The organism is Pseudorhizobium tarimense (assembly GCF_022968135.1).
In the GTDB taxonomy this organism is placed as follows: Bacteria; Pseudomonadota; Alphaproteobacteria; order Rhizobiales; family Rhizobiaceae; genus Neorhizobium; species Neorhizobium tarimense.
Map to the genome: position 1 here is coordinate 215,908 of NZ_JALJRA010000004.1, position 23,086 is coordinate 238,993.

The window sequence follows — 23,086 nt, forward strand, 5'->3', positions numbered from 1 at the left end:
CTAGCCGTTGCGCCAGAGCGATGTCACGCCCTCTGTTCCAAGGGGATCCGTCTTCGGCAGGGGAAGCGAGCTGATGATGCGCCTCCCGCTTTCGCCGGCGTCGTTCTTCCTCAGATCAGGGTCCTGCCCTTCGGGATAGGCCCCGATCACGAGGAAGTCGTTGCTGGCGCTGATCCGGCAGTGTCCGGTCCCGGCCGGCAGTACGAGGCAGTCTCCCCGCTTCACTTCAAGCTGTCTTCCGCCAGGCCCGCCGAGCACCACCCTCGCCTCGCCTTCCGCAATGCCGAGAACCTCATGGGCGGTCGTGTGGTAATGATGGTAGCCGAAAATGCCGTTGCGCCAGATGCCCTGCCAGCCGGCTTCGGCGAACCGGCTCTCGAATGTCTCAGCAAGCGTCCCACCCTCTGCCGCGACGCCGCTATACAGGATGACCGGCAGCCGCGGATTGTTCGGCACCCAATCGTTTTCATCCAGCAGGAAATGGTCGATGTTCATAAGCCTGATCCTCTTGTTGGAGGTTAGGCACATAGGACCGGCAGAGGCGGAGACCAGAGCCGCAGTTATTCCGCCGCGCTTTTGGCTTCGATTTCGATCTCGTAGGAATAGCCCTCGAGCATCTGATAGGCCTGCTCGATCGTTTCGATCTGCGCCTCCGCCTTCCGGATGGCATCGGTAATGGATTCGCTGCGTGCGCGCATCATGCTGCCCAGGAAGTCCGTCTCAGGACGGCGCCCGATGCGGTCCAGGTGATTGCGGATGCGGGCGCGGTGACGCTCAAGTTCCAGAATGTGGAAGCGCACGTTGACGATCTTGTCCGTCAGCTTGCGCCGCATGGCGGCGACGGGATCGAAGCTCCCCGGCTCCCGCTCATCGAGAATGAAATCGTTGATCAGCCCCTCAAGGACAAGCAGCCCTTCGAGATCCTTGGTGTCCGCGAGTGTGGGGTCATAGCCGGTCTCGTCGAATACTTTCCGACGAACCGGGTCGCACAGGAGCTCATAAGACATGGTGAGTTTGGCAAAGGTGTCGACGTCGCCGCCCGTGTCCGGGTGAGCGTTCCTGGCTCGCCGCCGATATGCGGTCTTGATCTGTGCGGCATCGGCGTCGCGTGCAACGCCGAGGATATTGTATGGATCGATCAACGTATCCCACCTGAATTCTGGTCGGCCGGTGCCCAGCCGCTCAAGGTCTAGAGGTTGGAGGCGCTTCGCTCAAGCGCAAACCGGTTTTCCCCATCCTCACATAGGCTTGCCTAACCCGGGGTTGGGGCAATATAGCGGCGGGCGATCAGCCAGCAGACAAGCGCCCACGTCGCACCGGCGCACCATCCCCCGAGAACATCCGTTGGGTAATGTACACCGAGATAAACCCGGCTCAAACCGATGATCAGCGTGAGAAACACGGCGACCCCGATCGTGTAGATCCGGGTGATGCGGCTAGGCTCCGCACGCGATAGCAGCACGCCAAGCGTGAGGTAGGTGACCGCCGAAAGCATCGCGTGCCCACTCGGGAAGCTGAGATCATGAACCTCGACGAAATGCGGCACGATGTCCGGCCGCGGTCGAGCGACGCCAAGCTTCAAGGCAGCACTCAGCAGCCAGCCGCCGACAACGGAAGCTAAGGTGAAGATTGCAATTGCCCGGCGTCGCGCGAGTAACAGATAGCCCGTGATCAGCACCGTCATCAGGGTAAGAACTGTTGTGCCGCCCAAGGCCGTGATGTCGTCCATCGCCAGCGGAAGCCAGAACGGCCCCACCGCCTGGCCGGGATCATCCGGACTGCGGAAGAACAAGAGCACGCTCTCGTCAAACGCTCGCGTTTCCCCTTCCAGCACTTCTCCTGTCAGCTGAAAGAAGAGGAAAAGGCCACCCGCGGCCACGGCGAACAAAACAAGCGTGATCGGCTCGAAGGTCATGACCCTGTCGATCACTCTGCGCCCGAAGCGATAATAATCCGTCATCACTCTCTGCCTTCTCTATCCGACCCTCACGCCTTCAGCGGGCGCTTGGCATCAGATAACTCAGGTGTACGAACGATGCGATACCTTGCTTCGATCAAACCATAGGCACCGAAGGCAAAGAGGCCGAGAGCAATGAGACCATAGAGGATGCTGCCGAACGGAAGCTGCCGAACCCAGTCCATCGCCTCCGCCGTGCTTCCCGCCTGGCTTGGATCAACGGCCCAGGCTGCATACAGGAAGAAGCCGCCGATTATGAGGAAGATCACTCCCCGTGCGGCAAGGCCATAAACACAGACGGGGTCGAGCACCCGGTTTCGTTCTGGCGAGATGTTTACATACTTGAGGTATCGACGTTTCACCCCCTTCACGATCTGCGCCACGCCGCCGCCGATGATCGCAAGCCCCACGACGGCGACGAGATAGGGGCCGAACGGCTGCTGCATCAGCCAGCCCGTCCAGCTTTCCCTGCTGTTGCCCGATCCGCCACTGATCGAAAGCTGCAGGGCGTGCCGTAAGGCGAAGGATGCAAGTCCGGTGTACGTGGCCGCACTGATGAGCATGGCGATACGGATCAGGTAGCCTTTCGCATTGTGGGGGTGATCATCGGCGTTGAGAATACCCTGCGCCAGGCGCCAGACGATGAAGCCAATCAAGCCAAGACCTATCAAAGCCAGCCAGATCCAGCCAAAGGGCTGGTTCAAAACAATCTGCAGCGCCGACTCCTGATCGGTCTGCCGCCCTCCGAAGCTCGAAAGCAGCAGCGCCATGGCGCCAACGAGGATGTAGACGATACCTCGGGCGCTGTAGCCTATCCGTGCCAACCATTCGAAGTGCACCTGATCCGGCATGCAAACCTCCACCTAAAGAACCTCGAACGTCACGGAGGCTGCAGCGGTTCCGCAGGATGTTCCCGCCCAGAAAAGAGAATGGCCCACCTCGTTCGGAGGCAGGCCATCCAGAAATCGAAATCTCGATCGGTCAGCGGCGCTGGTTGTAGACGTCAACGCAGACGGCGCCCAGAAGCACAAGACCCTTGATCACCTGCTGGTAGTCGATGCCGATGCCGAGGATCGACATGCCGTTGTTCATCACGCCCATGATGAAGGCGCCGATAACCGCACCAGTGACCTTGCCGACGCCGCCATAGGCCGATGCACCGCCGATGAAGCAGGCGGCGATGACGTCGAGCTCGAAGCCAAGGCCGGCCTTCGGTGTTGCGGTGTTGAGACGCGCGGCGAAGACGAGGCCGGCAAGGGCTGCCAGCACACCCATGTTGACAAAGGTGAAGAAGGTCAGCCGCGCCGTCTTGATGCCCGAGAGCGCTGCCGCCTTCTCGTTGCCGCCCACTGCGTAGATTTGCCGGCCGAAGATCGTCCGGTTGGTGAAGAAGGCATAGGCTGCGATCAGCAGCGCCATGATGATCAACACGTTCGGCATGCCACGATGGGCCGCGATCAGGTAGGCGATGTAACCGACGATCGCGAACATCAGGAGGTTCTTGCCAACGAAGAAACCGAAAGGCTCTGTCTCCACGTCATGCGAGACGCGGCGCGCTCGAACCTTGAAGTTCTGCCACACGAGCAATCCGCCCAGAGCCAGTCCCAGGATGAGCGAGGTGAGGTAGAAGCCGCTTTCCGACGGGAAGAGCTCCGGAATATAGCCGGAGGAAAGCTTCTGGAATGTCGGGTCGAAGGGACCGATGGAACGCCCGCTCAGCACCGCAATCATCAGACCCCTGAAGACCAGCATGCCCGCAAGCGTGACGATGAACGAGGGGATCTTGAAATAGGCGACCCAGAAGCCCTGCATCGCGCCTATCAGCCCCCCGAGGGCCAGGCAGAGGATGGCGGCGACGACAAAGTTCATGTCGTACTGGACCATCAGCATGGCCGCTACGGCACCGATAAAGCCCGCCACAGATCCGACCGAGAGGTCGATATGTCCGGTAACGATCACCATCAGCATACCGAGAGCCATGATGACGATGTAGCTGTTCTGCAGGATGATGTTGGTGACGTTCAACGGCTTAAGGACAACGCCGTCTGTCGCGAAATAGAAGAAGAGGACGATCGCGAGAAGCGACATCATCATCCCGTATTCGCGAAGGTTGTCCTTCCATAAGCCGGCGCTGCGCTGAGGCGCAGCGATCGTGTTGGACGGAGTGCTCATTCTTCCCTCGCTTTGCGGCGCATGATCGCACGCATGATGTTTTCTTGGGTAGCCTCTTTCCCGGCCACCTCGCCAACGAATTCGCCTTCGTGCATCACCATGATCCGGTCGCAGATGCCGATCAGCTCCGGCATTTCCGAGGAGATCACGATGACGGCTTTTCCGGCATCGGCTAGTTCGGTGATGATCGAGTAGATTTCATACTTGGCGCCGACATCGATGCCACGGGTCGGCTCGTCGAGGATCAGCACGTCAGGATTGGTGAACAGCCACTTCGACAGCACCACCTTCTGCTGGTTGCCGCCCGAGAGCTTGCCCGTTTCCTGGTAGACGTTGTGACTCCTGATGCGCATGCGGTTGCGGAACTCCTGGGCCACCTTCATCTCTTGTATGTCGTCGATCACCCCTCGCGTGGATACGCCGCCGAGATGGGCCAGCGATACGTTCTTGCGGATGTCTTCCGGCAGGATCAGTCCCAGATGCTTGCGGTCTTCGGTGACATAGGCCAGTCCCGCCTTGATGGCGCGGTGGACGTCGGAAAGATCCACTTCCTTTCCGTGGACACGCACCGTTCCGGAGATATTTCGGCCCCATGACCGGCCGAAGACGCTCATGGCGAATTCGGTACGCCCCGCACCCATGAGCCCCGAAATCCCGACGACTTCGCCGGCCTTTACCTGCATCGAAACGTTCTTGACCACCTGCCGCTCGGAGTGCTGCGGGTGATAGACCGACCAGTTCTCAACCTCGAAGATCACGTCGCCGATTTTCGGCGTGCGCTTCGGGTAGCGGCTTTCCATGTCGCGATCGACCATGCGCCGGATGATCTCGTCTTCCTCGACGACGCCTTCATGGCAGTCCAGCGTGCCGACCGTCTGCCCATCGCGCAGGACAGTGATCCGGTCGGCGACGGCGGAAATTTCGTTGAGCTTGTGCGAGATGAGGATCGACGTGATGCCTTGGGCGCGGAACTCCTTCAGGAGCTCGAGAAGCGCCGCACTGTCGCGCTCGTTCAGGCTCGCCGTCGGCTCGTCGAGAATCAGCAGCCGCACATCCTTCGACAGCGCCTTGGCGATCTCCACGAGCTGCTGCTTGCCGACCCCGATATTGGTGATCAGCGTGTCCGGTGCCTCGTCCAGCCCGACCTTTGAAAGCAGGGCCTTGGTGCGCTCGTGCACCGCCGAGCGGTCGATGACGCCGAAGCGCGACGGCGGATTGGACAGGAAGATGTTCTCCGCGATCGACATCAGCGGAATGAGGGCCAGTTCCTGGTGGATGATGATGATGCCAAGATCTTCGGAATCGTTGATGTCGTGGAAGCGCCGCTCGTGGCCGTCGAAGATGATGGAGCCTTCATAGCTTCCGTGCGGGTAGACGCCCGACAACACCTTCATGAGCGTTGATTTTCCCGCGCCATTCTCACCGACCAGCGCGTGGATCTCCCCCTCGCGCACGGTGAAGCTGACGTCGGAAAGCGCCTTGACGGCGCCAAAGGATTTGGAGATGCCGCGCATCTCGAGAATAGGTAGTTGTTCGGCCGAAACCGCGGGTGCAAGCATCCGGAAACTCCGCATAGCAAAAAGGGTGCCCGCCTCGTGGCGGGCACCCTCAGATGGCTACTTGATCTGGTCTTCGGTGTAGTAACCGCTGCCGACTAGAACGTCATTCCAGTTGTCCTTGTTCACGACGACCGGCTTCAGCAGGTAGGACGGAACGACCTTCACGCCGTTGTCGTAAGTCTTGGTGTCGTTCACTTCCGGCTCCTTGCCGCTCATGACGGCGTCGACCATGTCGACCGTCACCTTGGCAAGCTCGCGGGTATCCTTGAAGATCGTCGAGTACTGCTCGCCGGCAAGGATGGACTTGACCGACGGAACTTCAGCGTCCTGACCGGTAACGATCGGCATCGGCATGTCGCCCGAACCGTAGCCCACCCCCTTCAGCGAGGAGAGGATGCCGATGGAGATGCCGTCATACGGCGAAAGCACCCCGTCGAGACGCTTGTCGGCATAGGTCGAGCTCAGAAGCGCGTCCATGCGGGCCTGTGCGGTCGCACCGTCCCAACGCAGGGTCGCAACCTGATCCATGCCGGTCTGGCCGCTGCCGACGACGATGTCGCCGCTGTCGATCATCGGCTGCAGAACGCTCATTGCGCCATCATAGAAGAAGTAGGCGTTGTTGTCGTCCGGCGAACCGCCGAAGAGCTCGATGTTGTACGGACCTTCCTTGCCCGACGCCTTGAGGCCGTCGACGAGCGACTGTGCCTGCAGAACGCCGACCTGGAAGTTGTCGAACGTCGCGTAATAGTCGACGTTAGCGCTATCACGGATCAGACGGTCATAGGCGATGACCTTGATGTCCTGGTCGGCCGCCTGCTGCAGAACGTCCGACAGCGTGGTGCCATCGATCGAAGCGATGACCAGCACCTTTGCGCCCTTCACGATCATGTTTTCGATCTGCGACAGCTGGTTCGGCACGTCGTCTTCTGCATACTGCAGATCCGTTTCATAGCCGCGCTCCTGCAGAACCTTCACCATGTTGTCGCCATCAGCGATCCAGCGGGCGGAAGACTTGGTCGGCATGGCGACGCCAACCAGACCCTTGTCTTGGGCGGTTGCGGGAGCCGCGAAGGCGATCGACGCAAGCATGGCGGCGGTCGACAGATATTTCAGGAACTTCATGAATTTCTCCTCCTGTAACGCGGGTTGTTTCTCGCCCGCTGGGAAAGTTGGCCACCGGCCCCCTGCCGATGGCCTCTGCAACTCAGTGGTTGTCGCGTGGGATACCTTCCGTCTGCGCAATCCGCTGGTATTTCACGGCCGGCTCTAGAACGGCGCCAGACTCCATCTGCCCCACGATGCCGCGCTGTATTTCCTGCCACGGCGTCTGGTGCTTGGGATAATGATAGCCGCCTTGCGCATCCAGGTCGCGTCGGCGCGCCGCCAGCTCTTCGTCAGAGATCAGGATATCGGCCTTGCCGCGGCCGACATCGATCCGGACACGGTCGCCGGTCTTGAGCACCGCCAGACCGCCGCCGGCGGCAGCTTCAGGCGAAGCGTTGAGGATCGAGGGGCTGCCGGACGTGCCGGACTGGCGACCGTCGCCGATGCAAGGCAGCGAGGTGATGCCCTTCTTCAGGAGATAGTCGGGTGCGCGCATGTTGACGACTTCGGCAGCACCCGGATAACCGATCGGGCCGGCGCCGCGCATGAAGAGCACGGTGTTGGCATCGATCTCGAGCGACGGGTCGTCGATCCGCTTGTGGTAGTCTTCCGGTCCGTCAAACACCACTGCACGACCTTCGAAGGCATCAGGATCGTTCGGGTTGGAAAGGTAACGGTCGCGGAATTCTGAAGAGATCACGCTCGTCTTCATGATGGCCGATGAGAACAGATTGCCGCGCAGGACGCGGAAGCCCGCACGTTCCTTGAGCGGCTGCTCGTAGGGACGGATGACCTTCTCGTCCTCGATGATGGCGCCACGGCAGTTGTCGCCGATGGTCTTGCCGTTGACGGTCATGGCGTCTTCGTTGATCAGGCCCTGCTTCATCAGCTGGTTGACCACCGCCGGAACGCCGCCTGCGTGGTAGTAGTCCTCGCCGAGATATTCGCCGGCCGGCTGCAGGTTGACGAGCAGCGGCACGTCCTCCCCGTAGGTCTGCCAGTCGTCGACCGAGAGCTCCACACCCATGTGGCGTGCAAGACCGTTCAGGTGGATCGGCGCGTTCGTCGAGCCGCCGATTGCCGAGTTGACGCGGATGGCATTGATGAACGCTTCGCGCGTCATGATGTCGGAAGGCTTCAGGTCTTCCTTGACCATTTCGACGACACGCAGGCCCGTGAGGTAGGCGACCTCTTGGCGGTCACGATAAGGTGCCGGAATGGCGGCGGAACCGGGCAGCTGCATGCCAAGTGCTTCGGCAAGCGAGTTCATCGTCGTAGCAGTGCCCATCGTGTTGCAATAGCCGGTCGAAGGCGCGGAGGAGGCAACCAGCTTGACGAAGCCGGCATAGTCGATCTCGCCCTTCGCGAGCAGTTCGCGCGCCTTCCAGACGATGGTGCCGGAACCGGTGCGCTCGCCGCGGAACCAGCCGTTCAGCATCGGGCCGACCGACAGTGCGATCGACGGGATGTTGACGGTGGCGGCGGCCATGAGACAGGCCGGCGTGGTCTTGTCGCAGCCGATCGTCAGCACGACGCCGTCGAGGGGATAGCCATAGAGAACCTCGACGAGACCGAGATAAGCAAGGTTTCGGTCGAGGCCAGCCGTCGGACGCTTGCCCGTTTCCTGAATCGGATGAACCGGGAACTCGATGGCGATGCCGCCCGCTTCGCGGATGCCTTCGCGCAGGCGTTTCGCCAATTCCAGGTGATGCCGGTTGCACGGCGACAGGTCGGAGCCCGTCTGTGCAATGCCGATGATCGGTCGATCCGACTGCAGTTCAGCCTGGCTCAGTCCGAAGTTCATGTAGCGCTCCAGATAGAGCGCGGTCATGTCGGCATTGGCCGGATTGTCGAACCAGGCGCGCGAGCGCAGCTTGCGCACTTCGCCCCGGCTGTGATCGGTTTCGGCGATCTCGGTGGAGGGCATGTTCTCAGAGTTTGTCATGTTAGTTCTCACGCGTAAGGAGGGACCCAAGGCCTGAGCCTCAGTCCTCGAAAGATTCCACAGCATGGCGGCGCCCCAGCATGAAGGCATCCGCGACATGCACCAGCGGAGAGAAGTCGGCGTCGCTGCGCCCCTCCCCGACCAGCCGGACGAATTTCTTGTAAAGGTTGCGGTACTCCCGGTCCTCTTCCACCACCCGCTGTTCGCCATCGACGGACAGACGGCTGCCGCCATGGCTGACGACGACCGGCCCCTCTTCGGTGTCGATGCGGATGTCCCAGGTCTGCGGCCCGGTCTGGCGCCAATCGAACTCTGCCGCGACCGGAACGCCGCTGGACGTTTTGAAGGACAGGTTCGCAGCGATCGGAGCAGCGCGATTCTCCGGAAAGAACAGGTCGGATTGCACCAGGTGGAACGGCTCCGGCATGATCCGGGTCACGATCGACAGCGCATTGATGCCCGGATCGAAAACGCCCAACCCGCCCGGCTCCCAGATCCAAGCCTGGCCCGGATGCCAATGGCGGACATCTTCCTTCCACTCCACCGACACGCTGCGGATCTTGCGATCTGCGAGAAGCGCGCGCGTAGGCTCTACGGCCGCCGCTTCACGCGAATGCCAGGTGGAGAAAACGGTTAGGCCCTTTTTTTTCGCCAGGGCCTCCAGGGCATGCACTTCCGAAATACTCGCGCCCGGCGGCTTTTCCAGCATCACATGCTTGCCGGCATCGAGCGCAGCCTTTGCCTGTGTGAAGCGTCCCTGCGGCGGCGTGCAGAGCGAAACCGCATCCACCGGCACATCGGAGGACAAGAGCTCCTCGATGTCGTTGAACGACGCAACACCATCGAGCGCGGCATTGCGGCTCGCGACGGCAACGAACTCGACGCCGTCCGTTGCCTGGATCGCGCCGAGATGCTGATCCCTTGCAATCTTGCCCAGTCCAACGATGCCAAGACGGATGGTCATGAGCGCCTCAGAGCTTGCGAACGAAAACTGAAGTCGCAGCCGCCACCGTCAGCTTGTTGACGAGCGGCAGCTTGAAGGGCTCTGCCGAGATCTCGAACGTATCGCCCGGCTCTGTCTTAACGCCATCTGAGAAGGAAAGCGTCGCGGTGCCGAAGAAGTGGACATGCAAGTCACCGGGCCGACGGAAGATTTCGTACTTGAAATTGTGGTGCTCGAGATTGGCGATCGAGTGCGACATGTTCCCTTCGCCGGAGAGGAATGGCTTCTCAAAAATAACCTCGTCGCCGCGGCGCACGCGTGACGCGCCCTCCACATGCGCCGGCAGATCACCGACGATGAGCTCGGCGCCGAGGGCCGCCTGACGAAGCTTGGAATGGGCAAGCCACAGATAGTTACCCTTCTCCGTCACATGGTCGGAGAATTCGTTGGCAAGACAGAAGCCGACGCGATACGGCACACCATTCTCACCGATGAGATAGATACCGGCAAGTTCCGGCTCTTCGCCGCCATCAAGCGCGAAGGCCGGCGATACGAGATCTTCGCCCGTCGCGCGCAGCTGCGACCCGTCGCCCTTGTAGAACCACTCCGGCTGCACGCCTTCCTGCCCCGCGGCCGGCTTGCCGCCCTCGACGCCCATCTGGAACATCCGCATGGAATCAGTTGGCTTGTCCGTCGACTGCGCGGCCTTGTGCATCTTGTCGCGACCGTCGGCGGAACCGAGATGCGTCAGGCCGGTCCCAGCAACGAAGAAATGCGCCGGATCCGGATGGGAGATCGGAAGCGCCAGACGGCCCTCCTTTTGTGCGCGATGAAGATCGACCTCTTCTGCGTATCCAAGCGATTTGATCCGCTCTTCGAGCGACTGCCCGGCCGCGATGGCATCCGCGGCAAGTTGATATGTGGAGCTTGCGCCGGAAACCACACGCGCAGCACCGACACCGTCCCAGGCGACAACCTTCAGGCTGTCGCCGTCACGCACTTGAAGAACTCGCAGCATTGATCCTCTACCTATGCACTCTCGGCGGCAACAACGGGTTGGCGCCCTCCTCCCAGCACGGCTTGATCCGCGCGGAATATAATACGACTATTCAAGCAAGCCTCCTCTTGTCAAGCGAGCACCCACCTCATCAACGGCACCCACGTCTGGACAAGACAGTTATAAAGTACCTTGCAATTCAATCGGTTAGAGGGAGACGCCTCTTCACTGAAGACCATTTCTCTCAGTAGCCAAGCTAAAAAGCGCTTGCAAAAGTATGACAATATGCAAAACCTTGGATGTCCATTCGCCATCATCTTCTGGGAGGATTTAAGATGAATAAGGCACTCGCGGCGCTCACCGTCGCATTTTCCGCATGTCTGGCTTCAGGCGTTTCCGCACAGTCCCTGACCGTGGGCTTCTCGCAGATCGGCTCGGAGTCGGGCTGGCGTGCAGCCGAAACCACGGTGACAAAGCAGGAAGCCGAAAAGCGCGGCATTGACCTCAAGTTCGCCGATGCACAGCAGAAGCAGGAAAACCAGATCAAGGCGATCCGCGGCTTCATCGCACAGGGCGTCGACGCGATCCTCGTTGCTCCCGTCGTCGCAACCGGCTGGGAAGCCGTGCTTAAGGAAGCCAAGGAAGAAGAAATCCCGGTCATTCTGCTCGACCGCCAGATCGAAGCGCCCGAAGATCTCTATCTCACCGCCGTCACCTCCGATCAGGTGCATGAAGGCAAGGTTGCCGGCGAGTGGCTGGTCAAGGACGTCGGCGACAAGGAGTGCAACGTCGTCGAGCTGCAGGGTACCACCGGCTCCTCGCCAGCCATCAACCGCAAGAAGGGCTTCGAGGAAGCCATCGCCGGACACGACAACATAAAGATCACCCGCTCGCAGACCGGTGACTTCACCCGCACCAAGGGCAAAGAAGTCATGGAGAGCTTCATCAAGGCCGAAGGCGGTGAGCAAGACATCTGCGCCGTTTACGCTCACAACGACGACATGGCCGTCGGCGCCATCCAGGCCATCAAGGAAGCCGGCCTGAAGCCTGGCTCCGAGATCAAGATCGTGTCGATCGACGCCGTTCCGGACATCTTCAAGGCTATGGCAGACGGTGAAGCCAATGCCACGGTCGAGCTGACGCCGAACATGGCGGGCCCTGCCTTTGATGCGCTTGAAGCCTATCTGAACGACAAGAAGGAGCCGCCGAAGTGGATCCAGACAGAATCCAAGCTCTACACGGCGGCTGACGACCCGATGAAGGTCTACGAGTCCAAAAAGGACCTCGGCTACTAAGCCCTGCTCTCGGAGGTGGCGGTTTTGGCTCCACCTCTCATCCTGAAGCATCGACCGGAGCCGTAACCGCGGCTTCGGTCTTCGGTCGCAGGACGTCCCAATGAACGATATCCATCCTTTCCTGGAAGCCCGCGGCATCGGCAAGAGCTTCCTGGGCATTACCGCGCTCGACAATGTCGACTTCACCCTGCGCAGCGGCGAGATCCATGCGCTACTTGGCGAAAACGGTGCGGGCAAATCCACCCTGATCAAGATACTGACCGGCGTCTACACACGCGACACCGGAACGATGAAGCTCGATGGCCGCGACGTTGCGCCCGGCAATGTCGGCGAAGCGCAGGAACTCGGCATCGGCACGGTCTATCAGGAGGTAAACCTTCTTGAGAACCTGACGGTCGCCGAGAACCTCTTTCTTGGCCGACAGCCGCGCCGCTTTGGCCTCGTCGATCGAGGGGAGATGCGTCGGCGCGCGGAGGCCCTGCTGCGCAATTACGGCCTCACCATCGATGTCGATTCGCTCCTCTCCTCCTATTCCATCGCGATCCGACAGATCATCGCGATTGCACGGGCCGTCGATCTTTCGGGCAGGGTTCTGGTTCTTGATGAACCGACCGCCAGTCTCGACAGCCACGAGGTGGAGATGGTGTTCGCTGTCCTGCGGAAATTGCGGGACAGAGGCCTCGGCATCATCATCATCACCCACTTCCTCAATCAGGTCTACGACGTCGCCGACAGGGTGACGGTGTTGCGGAACGGCGCAATGGTCGGGACGCGCGAGCTTGCCTCGCTGCCGCGCATGGAGCTCATTTCGATGATGCTCGGACGCGAACTGCAGCATGTGACACGTGATCACGATGCGCTCGACGAAACGGTCGAGAACGGCACGGCGCCGATCCGCTTCAACGATTACGGCAAGCGCGGCAGCGTCGCCCCCTTCGATCTGGAAATCCGCCCCGGAGAGGTCGTTGGCGTTGCAGGACTGCTGGGTTCCGGTCGTACGGAAACCGCCTTCCTTCTTTTCGGCATCGACCGCGCCGACCACGGCACCGCCAGCATCGATGGCAAGGAGGTGCGCATCTCTTCGCCGGAGACGGCCATTGACCACGGCTTCGGCTTCTGCCCCGAGGAACGCAAGACGGATGGGATCATCGGCGACTTCTCCGTCAGCGAAAACATTGCGCTTGCCCTTCAGGCACGCCAAGGCTGGGCAAAGCCACTCTCGACGCGCCAGAAGGCGGAGCTTGCCGACCGCTTCATCCGCTCGCTCGACATCCGCCCGCCGGATCCGGACAGGCCGATCAAGTTCCTGTCCGGGGGCAACCAGCAGAAGGCGATTCTCGCCCGCTGGCTGGCAACGGAGCCGCGCCTTCTGATCCTGGATGAACCCACCCGCGGAATCGACATCGGCGCCCATACGGAAATCCTGCGCATGATCGAACAACTCTGCGCCGACGGCATGTCGCTGATCGTCATCTCGTCGGAACTGGAAGAACTCACGGCCGTGGCGCATCGCGTTATCGTTCTCGCGGACCGGCGTCACGTGGCCGAACTGAAAGGCTCGCAGATCACCGCAGACAACATCATGGCAGCGATCGCTGATCCAGGCCGCACGGAGGCAGCATGACCAGTTCCCTCGCCCGCCGTCTTCGCCGGATTGCACCTCAGGTGGCAGCCCTTGCCATCATCATCGCCCTAGTCAGCCTCATCTCGCCGGGCTTTCTCAACATCACCTATCAAAACGGCCGCCTGTACGGCAGCCTGATCGACGTGCTCGTCCGAGGCGCGCCTGTCGCGCTGCTTGCAATCGGCATGACACTTGTGATCGCCACACGCGGCATCGACCTTTCGATAGGCGCCGTGATTGCCATCTGCGGTGCGGTTGCGGCCAGCTTGATCACCAGCGGCTATCCTCTGCCGGTGGTCATCATCGCCTCGCTGGCGATCGGCCTCCTCTGCGGGCTATGGAACGGTCTGCTCGTCGCCGTTCTCGACATCCAGCCGATCATTGCGACGCTGATCCTCATGGTTGCCGGCCGCGGCATTGCGCAGCTGATCACCGAGGGCGTGATCCTGACCTTCAACAACGAGAGCTTCGCAGCGTTAGGGTCCGGTTCACTCGTCGGAGTGCCGATCCCCATCCTGCTCTGGATCGCTGCCGCCCTGGCGGTCGGACTACTCGTGCGCCGCACCGCCCTCGGCTTCCTCATCGAGGCGACCGGCATCAACCGGCGTGCCGCGATGCTGGCCGGCATCCGTGCCCGCTTCCTGCTGTTCTTCGTCTATGCCGTTTCCGGACTGATGGCTGCAATCGCGGGTCTGATCGTCACCGCCGATATCCGCGGGGCAGACGCCAACAATGCCGGGCTATGGCTGGAGCTCGACGCGATCCTCGCCGTCGTCATCGGCGGCACTTCGCTGAATGGCGGGCGGTTCTCGATTCTTGCCTCGCTGCTCGGCGCCATGATCATCCAGACGATCAACACGGGCATCCTCGTGTCCGGCTTTCCGCCGGAGTTCAATCTGGTGATCAAGGCAGGCATCATCATTCTGGTGCTGACGCTGCAGTCTCCTGCGGTCGCCAGCGCCTTTGCTTTGCTCAAGCCGGGCCGTAACAGCCCCGCACAGCCTGTGAAGACAGAAAGGACGGCACAGTGATCAGCACACGCAACCTTCCTTACCTGGCGGCTCTGGCGATCTTCCTGCTCGCCTATGCCGCCTGCGTTCTGCAGTTCCCTAACATGCTCTCGACCCGCGTGCTCGGCAATCTCCTGACCGACAACGCCTTCCTTGGTATCGCAGCCGTCGGCATGACCTTCGTCATCCTGTCGGGTGGCATCGACCTCTCCATCGGCTCGGTAATCGCCTTTACCAGCGTCTTCGTGGCGGTGATGGTCGGTTCTGCGGGCGTCAACCCGCTGATTGCCTTCGCCGCGGTTCTGGCAATTTCGACGTCCTTCGGCGCTGTCATGGGCCTGATGATCCGCTTCCTCGGCATCCCGCCCTTCGTCGTGACGCTCGCCGGCATGTTCCTCGCCCGAGGCGCCGCCTATCTGATCTCGACCCAGTCCGTGCCGATCTCCCACCCGGTGATTGACGCGATACAGGGCTTCTACTTCCGCTTTCCGGGCGGCGGCAGACTTACCGCAATGGCCATGCTGATGCTGCTCGTGTTCGTCGTTGGCGCATCCGTTGCCGGCCGTACCCGCTTCGGCGCCAATGTCTATGCGGTGGGTGGCAATCCGCAGTCGGCGGAACTGATGGGCGTCCCCGTTGGTCGCACGACTGTCGGAATCTATGCCCTTTCCGGGTTCCTGTCCGGGCTGTCGGGCATCGCCTATACCCTCTACACCTCCTCCGGCTACTCGCTGGCAACGGTCGGTGTCGAGCTGGACGCCATTGCTGCCGTGGTGATCGGGGGGACGTTGCTAACCGGCGGGGCAGGCCTCGTCGCAGGAACTTTCGTCGGCGTTCTGATACAGGGCCTGATCCAGACCTATATCGTCTTCGACGGCACGCTGTCCTCCTGGTGGACGAAGATCGTGATCGGCCTCCTGCTGTTCACCTTCATAGTTCTGCAGCGGGGCATCGTATGGTATTCGGACCGCAGACTGGCCGAGGGACGGCTGAAGGAGGCATGATTGGGACTGCTTGAATCGGCGATCACCGGACGCAAGGGCCGAAACAGCCATGCGCATGTGGTCGCGGAGCTTGGCAGTGCAATCGTCGCCGGCCGCATTCCGGAAGGATCGCTGCTGCCCGGCGATACCGATCTTTCTGCGCGGTTTGGTGTGTCGCGCACCGTCTTGCGCGAGGCAATGAAGACGCTTGCCGCCAAGCGGCTCGTCGAGCCCAAGGCAAAGGTCGGCACCCGTGTGGTCGACCGCTCCAAGTGGAATTTCTTCGATGCCGACGTGCTCGGCTGGCGCTGCGAATCCGGGCTCGACTTCGAGTTCATCGAGCACCTAGCGGAAATGCGCATGGCGCTGGAGCCTGCTGCCGCGGCGGCAGCAGCGCGGCGTGCGACCAATGACGACATCGTACAGCTCTACGCAGTCGCCGCCCGTTTCGACGACCTGGACCATACGCCCGAAACTATTGCCAAGGTGGACCTTGAATTCCATCTTGCGATCGCCCGCATGTCGGGCAACCCGTTCATGCGCTCCGCGTCCGCCATCGTAGAGGCGGCGCTTGCAATTTCCTTCCAGCTCTCCTCTCCGGCCGCCTCACCCGAAAAGATCGACGAGGTGGCGACCAATCACCTGCGGATCGCCCATGCCATCGCCTCGCGCAATCCCGAGAAGGCAATCCAGGCGATGCGGCACGTGATCGAGGTCGGCAAGACACGCATCCGCGCCTCGATTGCCGCCACACCTGCGGCATCCAGCGAGACTGGCTAAGGCGCCGCCGTCGCCTGTCGGCCAACAAGTTCCTCGAATGTCACCGGCCGGAGACTCCGCGCATCGACTCCCACATCGAACTGCCGCGGCATCGGCTTCAGCCGACCATGGGAATGTCCGTGCAGGTTGATCGATTTCTTGCTCATCTGGTTCCAGGTGCGGAAGGCATAGTGGCACAGCACAAGAAGCTGGTCGGCAAGCCTGATCTCCGCATAATGCTGGACGCTCGCCCACCCCGCCGCCGCCGTCACCGAAGCTGGGTCGTTGTTGCCGATGATGAGGTGCTTGCGCCCGTTCAGTCGATCGAGCAGCGCATCGGCTTCCTCCGCCTCGCGCGCCTTCATTACATCGCCGAGATGCCAAACCTCGTCTTCCGGGGCAACGATCTCGTTCCATGTCTCGATCATTGCCTCGTCATGCTCGAAGATGTTGGAAAACGGCCGGCGATCGATCCGCAACACTCTGCTGTCGCCGAAATGGGTGTCGCTGGTGAAGTAGATCATGGCCTCTCGATATCGCCCGCATCGTCACCCGCCGTGGGGAGAAGGAGCACAGCCAAACTAGACTTTAGTGACATAGGACTCTTGTGGTGAATCAGCGGCTCTGCCATGGTCACGAAGACCTTAGAATCAACTAATAAGAATTTGAGACCAGCAAGTTAGGCCGTGTCCCTGGAAACACTACTGACATATCAGGACCAAGGCATGAACGCCAGATCCCGTGGCCTCGGCCACGACGCCAACCCGTTTCTCGCTCGTGAGCGCATGCCGCAGGAAACAGGTGAGCCGGTTGCGGAGTGGCGGGAGAAGGCGGAAGCCTGGCTGTTCGGCTGGCTGCTTGAGAATGCCTGGGTATCCGACGCCTCACCGGCAGACGCACGGTAGCCCAACCCGCACCTCCTGACATCCTGCCCGAAAACAAGGGAACTCCTCCCCGACATGCCGCATTCTAGCCGCAATAGCGGAATGCGGAGCAGAATGATGAAGTCCCTGATGTCTTTGATCCTAGGTGTGGCGATGGCGGTGGTGCTGTTCGCAGGCGGCGTGGCCGCTGCATCCTGGGTTCTGCAGGAGCCAGCGCCGCACCAGTTTGCCCACCTTGACGAACGTCCGCTCTGGACCAGCCGACCCATTGTGATCGATCCGGAGGAGCAGCCGTTTGAACGTATTGCAGCAGCCCCCGTCCCGCCGGTTTTCCAAGCCATGGCCGTCGATGTTCCCGACGAGGAGCGCCCGCGGGTTCGAACGGCGGCGGCCGATATCGGAGAGCCTGGTCTTGATTTGACAACCACCGGCGCTGTCGGGAGCGATGCGATCATGAACCTCGCCGGCTCCCCGCACGCAGAATGGTGCGCCGACCGTTATCGCTCCTATCGCGTCGAGGACAACACCTATCAACCTTATGACGGACCGCGCCGCCAGTGCGACTCACCATACCTCATCCAGCAGGAGACGGTGGCCTACAGCTCCGAGATCGACAGCCCCCAAGTCGAGGCCGACAGCACCCATGTCTCCTGGTGCCTCGACCGCTACCGCTCCTACCGCCCCAGCGACAATACCTACCAGCCCTATAACGGCCCAAGGCGCGCTTGCGAATCGCCGTTTGGGTGAGTGAAGATAGGCGGCAACTGGCTCTGAGGAGCAAAAACGGGCAAATAAGGCTTCAAGGGAAATGGTGGGGCCGGAGGCCCTGCGCAATCCAAGGGAAATCAGCAACTCAACCCGGGTGGGGCGAATAGCCGACCTTGTAGATATCAATGGCTTAGCAAAACTGCTGTCCCACTTTTTTTCCGAACGCTTCCGGTCCTTCTGCTGCGGTCGTATCCCGCTTTGGGAGGCGCACATGAGCGGGGCGCGGCCGTTTCGGGATGTGAAGCTGCAATGCTTCAGCAGCTGAGCTGCGACAAGGATTCGAGCGACAACGCGCGATCCGTCGCCCTCTATATCATCACCACGCATTTGAACGGCCACACCGAAGAGGCGTGGCCGTCCTATCAGACGCTTGCGGACGCGACCGGCAAGAGCGTCAAGACCATTCAGCGCGCCATCCGTGAACTTGAAGTCAACGGATGGTTCGCGGAAATTGCGTCGGGCACAACAGGGAGTATCGTCCCTCAGCGGCGTCGATTCTACGGGCATCGGACGCCCGCGAAAAGACGGATTAAGTTGTCACCCTTTACCCCACCCAAGGCAGTCAAAATCGTCCGGCAAGGCGGTCAGATATGTCCGGTGAAGGTAGACAGATATGTCCACCAAACCCAGAGAGAGAAAAATATGTAAACCTAACCCGGGCGAGGACGCCTCGCCGACGGCCGGCCGGTTTTTTGTGGCAGATGCCGGTGGAGCATTACGCCGGGGTCGGCCGCAGCAATCGCTGCATGAAGCAATTCGAATCAGTAGGTCCTTGGTCCGTTTCGCGCATGGACATCTCAGATGTTAGAGCCGCGGATTGCCTCGCAGATCGCGTCAGTAACCTCCTGCGTCGATGCAATCCCGCCTACGTCCGGCGTTAGGATGCCATCGCCACACACCTTCTCGACAGCGCGCATGAGACGGTCAGCTGCCGACTTCTCGCCCAGGTGTTCCAGCATCTGCGCCGCAGTCCAGAATGTGGCAACGGGATTTGCGATACCCTTCCCCGTTATGTCGAAAGCCGAACCATGGATCGGCTCGAACATCGAGGGATAGCGGCGCTCCGGGTCGATGTTGCCGGTGGGGGCGACTCCCAGGCTTCCGGCCAGCGCCCCTGCGAGATCGGACAGGATGTCCGCATGCAAGTTGGTGGCGACGATGGTGTCGAGGCTCTTTGGATTCTTGACCATCCTGACCGTCATGGCATCGACGAGCATCTTGTCCCAGGCGACATCGGGAAATTCTTTGGCAACCTCTGCCGCGATCTCATCCCACATGACCATGCCGTGACGCTGGGCGTTGGACTTCGTCACCACTGTCAGAAGCTTGCGTGGCCGGGCCTGGGCAAGGCTGAAGGCGTATCGCATGATGCGCGTCACACCTACGCGGGTGAAGATGGCCACTTCTGTGCCGACTTCCTCGGGCAAACCTTTATGGGCTCTGCCGCCGTGACCGGAATATTCTCCTTCCGAGTTTTCCCGCACAATCACCCAATCGAGATCGCCTGGCCCCACGCCCGCGAGCGGAGAACTGACACCCGGCAAGATCTTCGTGGGACGGACATTTGCATATTGATCGAACCCCTGGCAGATCGGCAGGCGCAGCCCCCACAGCGTGAGATGGTCGGGGACGTCCGGCGCACCGACTGCACCGAAGAAGATCGCGTCGAATTCCAGAAGCTGCTCCAGGCCGTTATCTGGCATCAGAGACCCGGTCCTCTTGTACCGTTCGGAGCTCCAGTCGAACATCGTGACGGATAGCTCAAAACCGCCGTCGCGGCGGGACAGCTCCTCCAGCGCTTGAAGGCCGGCAGCGATAACCTCCGGGCCGATGCCGTCAGCGGGTATCGCTGCGATCTTGTGTCGTCTCATGTGCTTCTCCGTTGCATGAAGGCGGCATTCATTCTTTCCGCGCCCCGAACCTGCAGCCTTATCCGAGAGCGTCGGCAATTGCTTTGCCACAGGCGACCGTGTCCGCCCGTCCGCCGAGATCGCGGGTGCGCAGGCGCGGCTCGGCCAGAACCCTTTCGATCGCCTCGACGATCCCGGCTGCGGCCTCCGGATGCCCTAGATGGTCCAGCATCATTGCTCCCGCCCAGATCTGGCCGACGGGATTGGCGACCCCTTTGCCCGCGATATCGGGCGCAGATCCGTGGACAGGTTCGAAGAGCGAAGGGAAGCGGCGCTCCGGGTTGATGTTGGCCGAGGGAGCGATTCCGATCGTGCCGGTGCAGGCCGGGCCAAGGTCAGAAAGAATGTCGCCGAACAGGTTTGAGGCAACGACGACGTCGAAGCGATCCGGGTGCAGGACAAAAAGCGCCGTCAGGATATCAATGTGATACTTGTCCACGCTGATGTCGGGGTAGTTCTTCGACATCTCCGCCACGCGCTCATCCCAATACGGCATTGAGATCGAAATACCGTTCGACTTGGTGGCGGAGGTCAGTTTTCCGCCACGTTTGCGAGCAAGTTCGAAAGCATATCGCAAGATTCGATCGACGCCTGTCCGCGTCATTACCGTCTCTTGCAGGACGACCTCGCGATCCGTGCCGGGGAACATGATCCCGCCCACGGAAGAGTATTCGCCTTCCGTATTCTCCCGGACGATCATCATGTCGATGTCACCCGTGTTGCGGCCGGCGAGTGGCGACTGGACCCCAGCCATCAGTCGCGCCGGGCGAAGGCTGACATACTGGTCGAACTCACGACGGAACTGGATGAGCGACCCCCAAAGGGAGATGTGATCCGGCACTGATGCCGGCCAGCCGACCGCACCAAAAAAGATCGCATCATGTCCGCCCACCTGAGCCTTCCAGTCGTCAGGCATCATCTTCTCGTGCCTGGCGTAGTAATCGCAGGAGGCGAAATCAAACTCGTCGAAGGCAAAGTTCAAGCCGTATCTGCTGGCTGCTGCCTGCAGTACGCGCAGCCCCTCAGGCACGACCTCTTTGCCTATTCCATCGCCGGGAATGACGGCGATCTTCATGTGATTACTGGTCATCTGTCTCTCTTGTCTCTTTGCAACCTGAAGGGCGGGTTCAATCTCAAAGGGCGGTCACCGATCAGAACAGGAAGCCTGAAGGCACTCGCAGCAGCAGCACCTGGGACATCAGCAGCCAGAAGACGATCACCGTCGCGACGGCGGCAGCAGTCCGGCGAAGCCAGACGGCCGCCGTCTGGCGTTCGTATTCCGCAAGGAACATCATCGCGACGAATGCGATCAGCGAACTGGTCGCAAACCCCAGCAACGGGATCGCGAAAACCCACAGTCCGAAGATGACCGCCAGTACGATGCGCCTGCGGGAGGCCGCGTCGGTCTCCGGCTTGGGTGGCCGGACACCACGACCGAGGAAGGAACGGGCAAGCAAGGTCAGGGACAGGCCGATCAGCAGGATCGAAATTGCTCTTGGGAAAACGGAGCCCATCATGCTCATCCGGCTCGTGTCGAATAGAGCCAAGCCGCCAACGACAATGAAGATCACGGCGAGGGTCATTCCGCCGATATCACGGACTCTGGCCGCCGGTACCGGGTCTGCAGGGATATCTTCAGGATGTGCCTCGGCATCCAAGGCAATCTCGGTAAGAGGCTCCGAACGTCTCCGCTTGGCGCGCCACTCGGCATAGAATGGGTAATAAAGCGCGATGACTGCGGCGGCGATGATAGCGATGCTGATAGGACGCCCGAAGTACATGCCAAGCAGGTTTCCAGTAGCATTGCCGATCAGCCATGTCTGGACGAAACCCTGCTCTGCGATTTGCCCAAGAACCAGCCCGAGAACGATCGGAGACGGCTGGAATCCAAAACGATCCAGAATCCAGGCGATGACGCCGAGGACAAACATCATCTGGGCATCCTGGACATTCGAGTGGATCGCAAAGGACCCCACCACCGTTAGGAAGGCGATGGTTGGGACGAGCAATGACTTCGGGAAGGTGATGATCGAGCGATAAGCATAACGGCCGATCAAAAGGCCAGCCGGCAACATCAGCAGCGTTGCTAGTAAAAGCCCGTAAATGAAGGTGTAGACAATGTCGGCCTCAGAATTGAAAAGCTGGGGGCCGATCTTCATACCCTGCACCAACAAGGCGCCGAGAATGATTGCATCGGGCGGCGTACCTGGGATCCCCAGAACAAGTGTCGGTATGAAGCCGCCACCCACTGTGGCGTTATTCGCCGCCTCGGTGGCGATGACACCATCCGGCTCGCCCTTGCCGAAATTCGCGGCGTTTGGAGAAGCCCTCCGTGCCTCGGTATAACTGACGAGACCGGCGATCGAACCACCGGCCCCTGGCAGAATGCCGATGACGGTACCGATGACCGATGAACGAATGACGTTGAACTTCGACGCCCAGGCAATCCGCATCGCCTCGAGCAGGCGGTAGCCCTTGTCGTCGGAGGCGAAGCCCAGATGACCTCTGTTCGTTGCAACAAGGTCAAGGATGACTGGGACGCAGTAGAGACCGATCAGTGCGGAAACCACATCGATGCCGCCAAGAAAAACGGGCATGCCGGCTGTCAGCCGAACGTCGCCGCCGACGACCGCGACACCCACCATAGACAGGAGAAGGCCCAGGCACGCGCCAATCAAACCCTTTAGCGTATTTCCTACCGAAAGTGCTGCAATCAGTGTGAGACCGAAGATTGCGAGCCAAAAATATTCCGCGGGTCCAAAGGCCAGCGCCACCCGTGCGAGTGGCGGCGCAAGGAACAGGAGAGCGAGCGCTCCCACCAAGCCCCCCACCACCGATGCCAGTGTTGCCAATGTCACGGCGAGGCCGCCATCACCACGCCGCGCCATAGGATAGCCGTCGAACGTGGTGGCGATGGACGAAGGCGTTCCCGGCGTATTCACGAGGATTGCTGCGAACGCGCCGCCATAGATTGCGCCGGTATAGATCGCGCCGAGCGCGATCATGCCTGAGGCGGGGTCCATGGTGAAGGTGAATGGAACGAGAACTGCCACTGCCATGGTGGCTGACAAGCCCGGCAAGGCGCCGATGATTGTCCCGAGCACGACTCCTACCAGCGCAAGTGACAAGTTGAGCGGTGTCAGAGCGTGCAGAAAGTAGCCGAGCAGTTCCATTCA

General features: G+C 60.9%; 22 protein-coding genes. 8 read left to right on the top strand and 14 right to left on the bottom strand.

Features of this window, described 5'->3' with window-relative positions; translation table 11 throughout:
* The 10 genes from MUU54_RS06415 to araD1 all read right to left on the bottom strand — a co-directional run bounded on the left by MUU54_RS06415 (position 1) and on the right by araD1 (position 10,698).
* Positions 1 to 495, bottom strand: coding sequence for a cupin domain-containing protein (locus MUU54_RS06415; RefSeq protein ID WP_247243195.1), 495 nt, complete (start codon positions 493 to 495; stop codon positions 1 to 3).
* A gap of 65 nt (positions 496 to 560) precedes the next feature.
* Positions 561 to 1,142 (bottom strand): J domain-containing protein, encoded by a 582-nt coding sequence (locus MUU54_RS06420; RefSeq protein ID WP_247243196.1) that lies wholly within the window; start codon positions 1,140 to 1,142, stop codon positions 561 to 563.
* 110 nt (positions 1,143 to 1,252) lie between these two features.
* Positions 1,253 to 1,960 (bottom strand): phosphatase PAP2 family protein, encoded by a 708-nt coding sequence (locus tag MUU54_RS06425; RefSeq protein ID WP_247243197.1) that lies wholly within the window; start codon positions 1,958 to 1,960, stop codon positions 1,253 to 1,255.
* Between the two features lie 26 nt (positions 1,961 to 1,986).
* Positions 1,987 to 2,808: a DUF1206 domain-containing protein gene (locus tag MUU54_RS06430; RefSeq protein WP_247243198.1), complete on the bottom strand. Its 822-nt coding sequence runs from the start codon at positions 2,806 to 2,808 to the stop codon at positions 1,987 to 1,989.
* A gap of 130 nt (positions 2,809 to 2,938) precedes the next feature.
* Positions 2,939 to 4,129 carry a multiple monosaccharide ABC transporter permease gene (mmsB, locus tag MUU54_RS06435; RefSeq protein ID WP_247243199.1) on the bottom strand — a complete coding sequence of 397 codons (1,191 nt, stop codon included), beginning with the start codon at positions 4,127 to 4,129 and terminating at the stop codon, positions 2,939 to 2,941.
* Positions 4,126 to 5,688: a multiple monosaccharide ABC transporter ATP-binding protein gene (gene mmsA / locus MUU54_RS06440; RefSeq protein WP_247243200.1), complete on the bottom strand. Its 1,563-nt coding sequence runs from the start codon at positions 5,686 to 5,688 to the stop codon at positions 4,126 to 4,128. The genes mmsB and mmsA overlap by 4 nt, the downstream gene beginning before the upstream one ends.
* A gap of 57 nt (positions 5,689 to 5,745) precedes the next feature.
* Positions 5,746 to 6,810: a multiple monosaccharide ABC transporter substrate-binding protein gene (gene chvE / locus MUU54_RS06445; protein ID WP_247243201.1), complete on the bottom strand. Its 1,065-nt coding sequence runs from the start codon at positions 6,808 to 6,810 to the stop codon at positions 5,746 to 5,748.
* Positions 6,811 to 6,892: 82 nt separating this feature from the next.
* Positions 6,893 to 8,719 (bottom strand): IlvD/Edd family dehydratase, encoded by a 1,827-nt coding sequence (locus tag MUU54_RS06450; RefSeq protein WP_247243277.1) that lies wholly within the window; start codon positions 8,717 to 8,719, stop codon positions 6,893 to 6,895.
* Positions 8,720 to 8,777: 58 nt separating this feature from the next.
* Positions 8,778 to 9,701, bottom strand: coding sequence for a Gfo/Idh/MocA family protein (locus MUU54_RS06455; RefSeq protein ID WP_247243202.1), 924 nt, complete (start codon positions 9,699 to 9,701; stop codon positions 8,778 to 8,780).
* 7 nt (positions 9,702 to 9,708) lie between these two features.
* Positions 9,709 to 10,698, bottom strand: a complete 990-nt coding sequence (gene araD1 / locus MUU54_RS06460; protein WP_247243203.1) for an AraD1 family protein — start codon at positions 10,696 to 10,698, stop codon at positions 9,709 to 9,711.
* Between the two features lie 314 nt (positions 10,699 to 11,012).
* Between araD1 and ytfQ the strand changes: the two genes are divergently transcribed.
* From ytfQ to MUU54_RS06485, 5 genes are all read left to right on the top strand, one after another.
* On the top strand, positions 11,013 to 11,972 hold the full coding sequence (gene ytfQ, locus MUU54_RS06465) for a galactofuranose ABC transporter, galactofuranose-binding protein YtfQ (protein WP_247243204.1): 960 nt from the start codon (positions 11,013 to 11,015) through the stop codon (positions 11,970 to 11,972).
* Between the two features lie 100 nt (positions 11,973 to 12,072).
* Positions 12,073 to 13,596 carry a sugar ABC transporter ATP-binding protein gene (locus MUU54_RS06470; RefSeq protein ID WP_247243205.1) on the top strand — a complete coding sequence of 508 codons (1,524 nt, stop codon included), beginning with the start codon at positions 12,073 to 12,075 and terminating at the stop codon, positions 13,594 to 13,596.
* Positions 13,593 to 14,627 (top strand): ABC transporter permease, encoded by a 1,035-nt coding sequence (locus MUU54_RS06475; RefSeq protein WP_247243206.1) that lies wholly within the window; start codon positions 13,593 to 13,595, stop codon positions 14,625 to 14,627. The genes MUU54_RS06470 and MUU54_RS06475 overlap by 4 nt, the downstream gene beginning before the upstream one ends.
* Positions 14,627 to 15,610 carry a galactofuranose ABC transporter, permease protein YjfF gene (gene yjfF, locus MUU54_RS06480; RefSeq protein ID WP_247243278.1) on the top strand — a complete coding sequence of 328 codons (984 nt, stop codon included), beginning with the start codon at positions 14,627 to 14,629 and terminating at the stop codon, positions 15,608 to 15,610. The genes MUU54_RS06475 and yjfF overlap by 1 nt, the downstream gene beginning before the upstream one ends.
* Positions 15,611 to 16,369, top strand: a complete 759-nt coding sequence (locus tag MUU54_RS06485) for a FadR/GntR family transcriptional regulator (protein ID WP_247243207.1) — start codon at positions 15,611 to 15,613, stop codon at positions 16,367 to 16,369.
* Here MUU54_RS06485 and MUU54_RS06490 read toward each other — a convergent pair.
* The gene (locus tag MUU54_RS06490) at positions 16,366 to 16,872 is read right to left on the bottom strand and encodes a metallophosphoesterase family protein (RefSeq protein WP_247243208.1); all 507 of its coding nucleotides are present in this window, start codon (positions 16,870 to 16,872) and stop codon (positions 16,366 to 16,368) included. The genes MUU54_RS06485 and MUU54_RS06490 overlap by 4 nt on opposite strands.
* A 162-nt stretch (positions 16,873 to 17,034) precedes the next feature.
* On the opposite strand from MUU54_RS06490, the gene MUU54_RS06495 reads away from it, so the two are divergent.
* The 3 genes from MUU54_RS06495 (at position 17,035) to MUU54_RS06505 (ending at position 18,648) form a co-directional block, all read left to right on the top strand.
* The gene (locus MUU54_RS06495) at positions 17,035 to 17,253 is read left to right on the top strand and encodes a CrpP-related protein (protein ID WP_312038803.1); all 219 of its coding nucleotides are present in this window, start codon (positions 17,035 to 17,037) and stop codon (positions 17,251 to 17,253) included.
* Positions 17,254 to 17,361: 108 nt separating this feature from the next.
* Positions 17,362 to 17,979 (top strand): BA14K family protein, encoded by a 618-nt coding sequence (locus tag MUU54_RS06500; protein WP_247243210.1) that lies wholly within the window; start codon positions 17,362 to 17,364, stop codon positions 17,977 to 17,979.
* A gap of 270 nt (positions 17,980 to 18,249) precedes the next feature.
* The gene (locus MUU54_RS06505) at positions 18,250 to 18,648 is read left to right on the top strand and encodes a helix-turn-helix domain-containing protein (RefSeq protein ID WP_247243211.1); all 399 of its coding nucleotides are present in this window, start codon (positions 18,250 to 18,252) and stop codon (positions 18,646 to 18,648) included.
* 149 nt (positions 18,649 to 18,797) lie between these two features.
* Here MUU54_RS06505 and MUU54_RS06510 read toward each other — a convergent pair whose 3' ends face one another.
* From MUU54_RS06510 to MUU54_RS06520, 3 genes are all read right to left on the bottom strand, one after another.
* Positions 18,798 to 19,871, bottom strand: a complete 1,074-nt coding sequence (locus tag MUU54_RS06510; RefSeq protein ID WP_247243212.1) for a tartrate dehydrogenase — start codon at positions 19,869 to 19,871, stop codon at positions 18,798 to 18,800.
* A 58-nt stretch (positions 19,872 to 19,929) separates the two neighbouring features.
* The gene (locus MUU54_RS06515; RefSeq protein ID WP_247243213.1) at positions 19,930 to 21,000 is read right to left on the bottom strand and encodes a tartrate dehydrogenase; all 1,071 of its coding nucleotides are present in this window, start codon (positions 20,998 to 21,000) and stop codon (positions 19,930 to 19,932) included.
* A gap of 61 nt (positions 21,001 to 21,061) precedes the next feature.
* Positions 21,062 to 23,083 (bottom strand): tripartite tricarboxylate transporter permease, encoded by a 2,022-nt coding sequence (locus MUU54_RS06520; protein WP_247243214.1) that lies wholly within the window; start codon positions 23,081 to 23,083, stop codon positions 21,062 to 21,064.
* Positions 23,084 to 23,086: the final 3 nt, after the last annotated feature.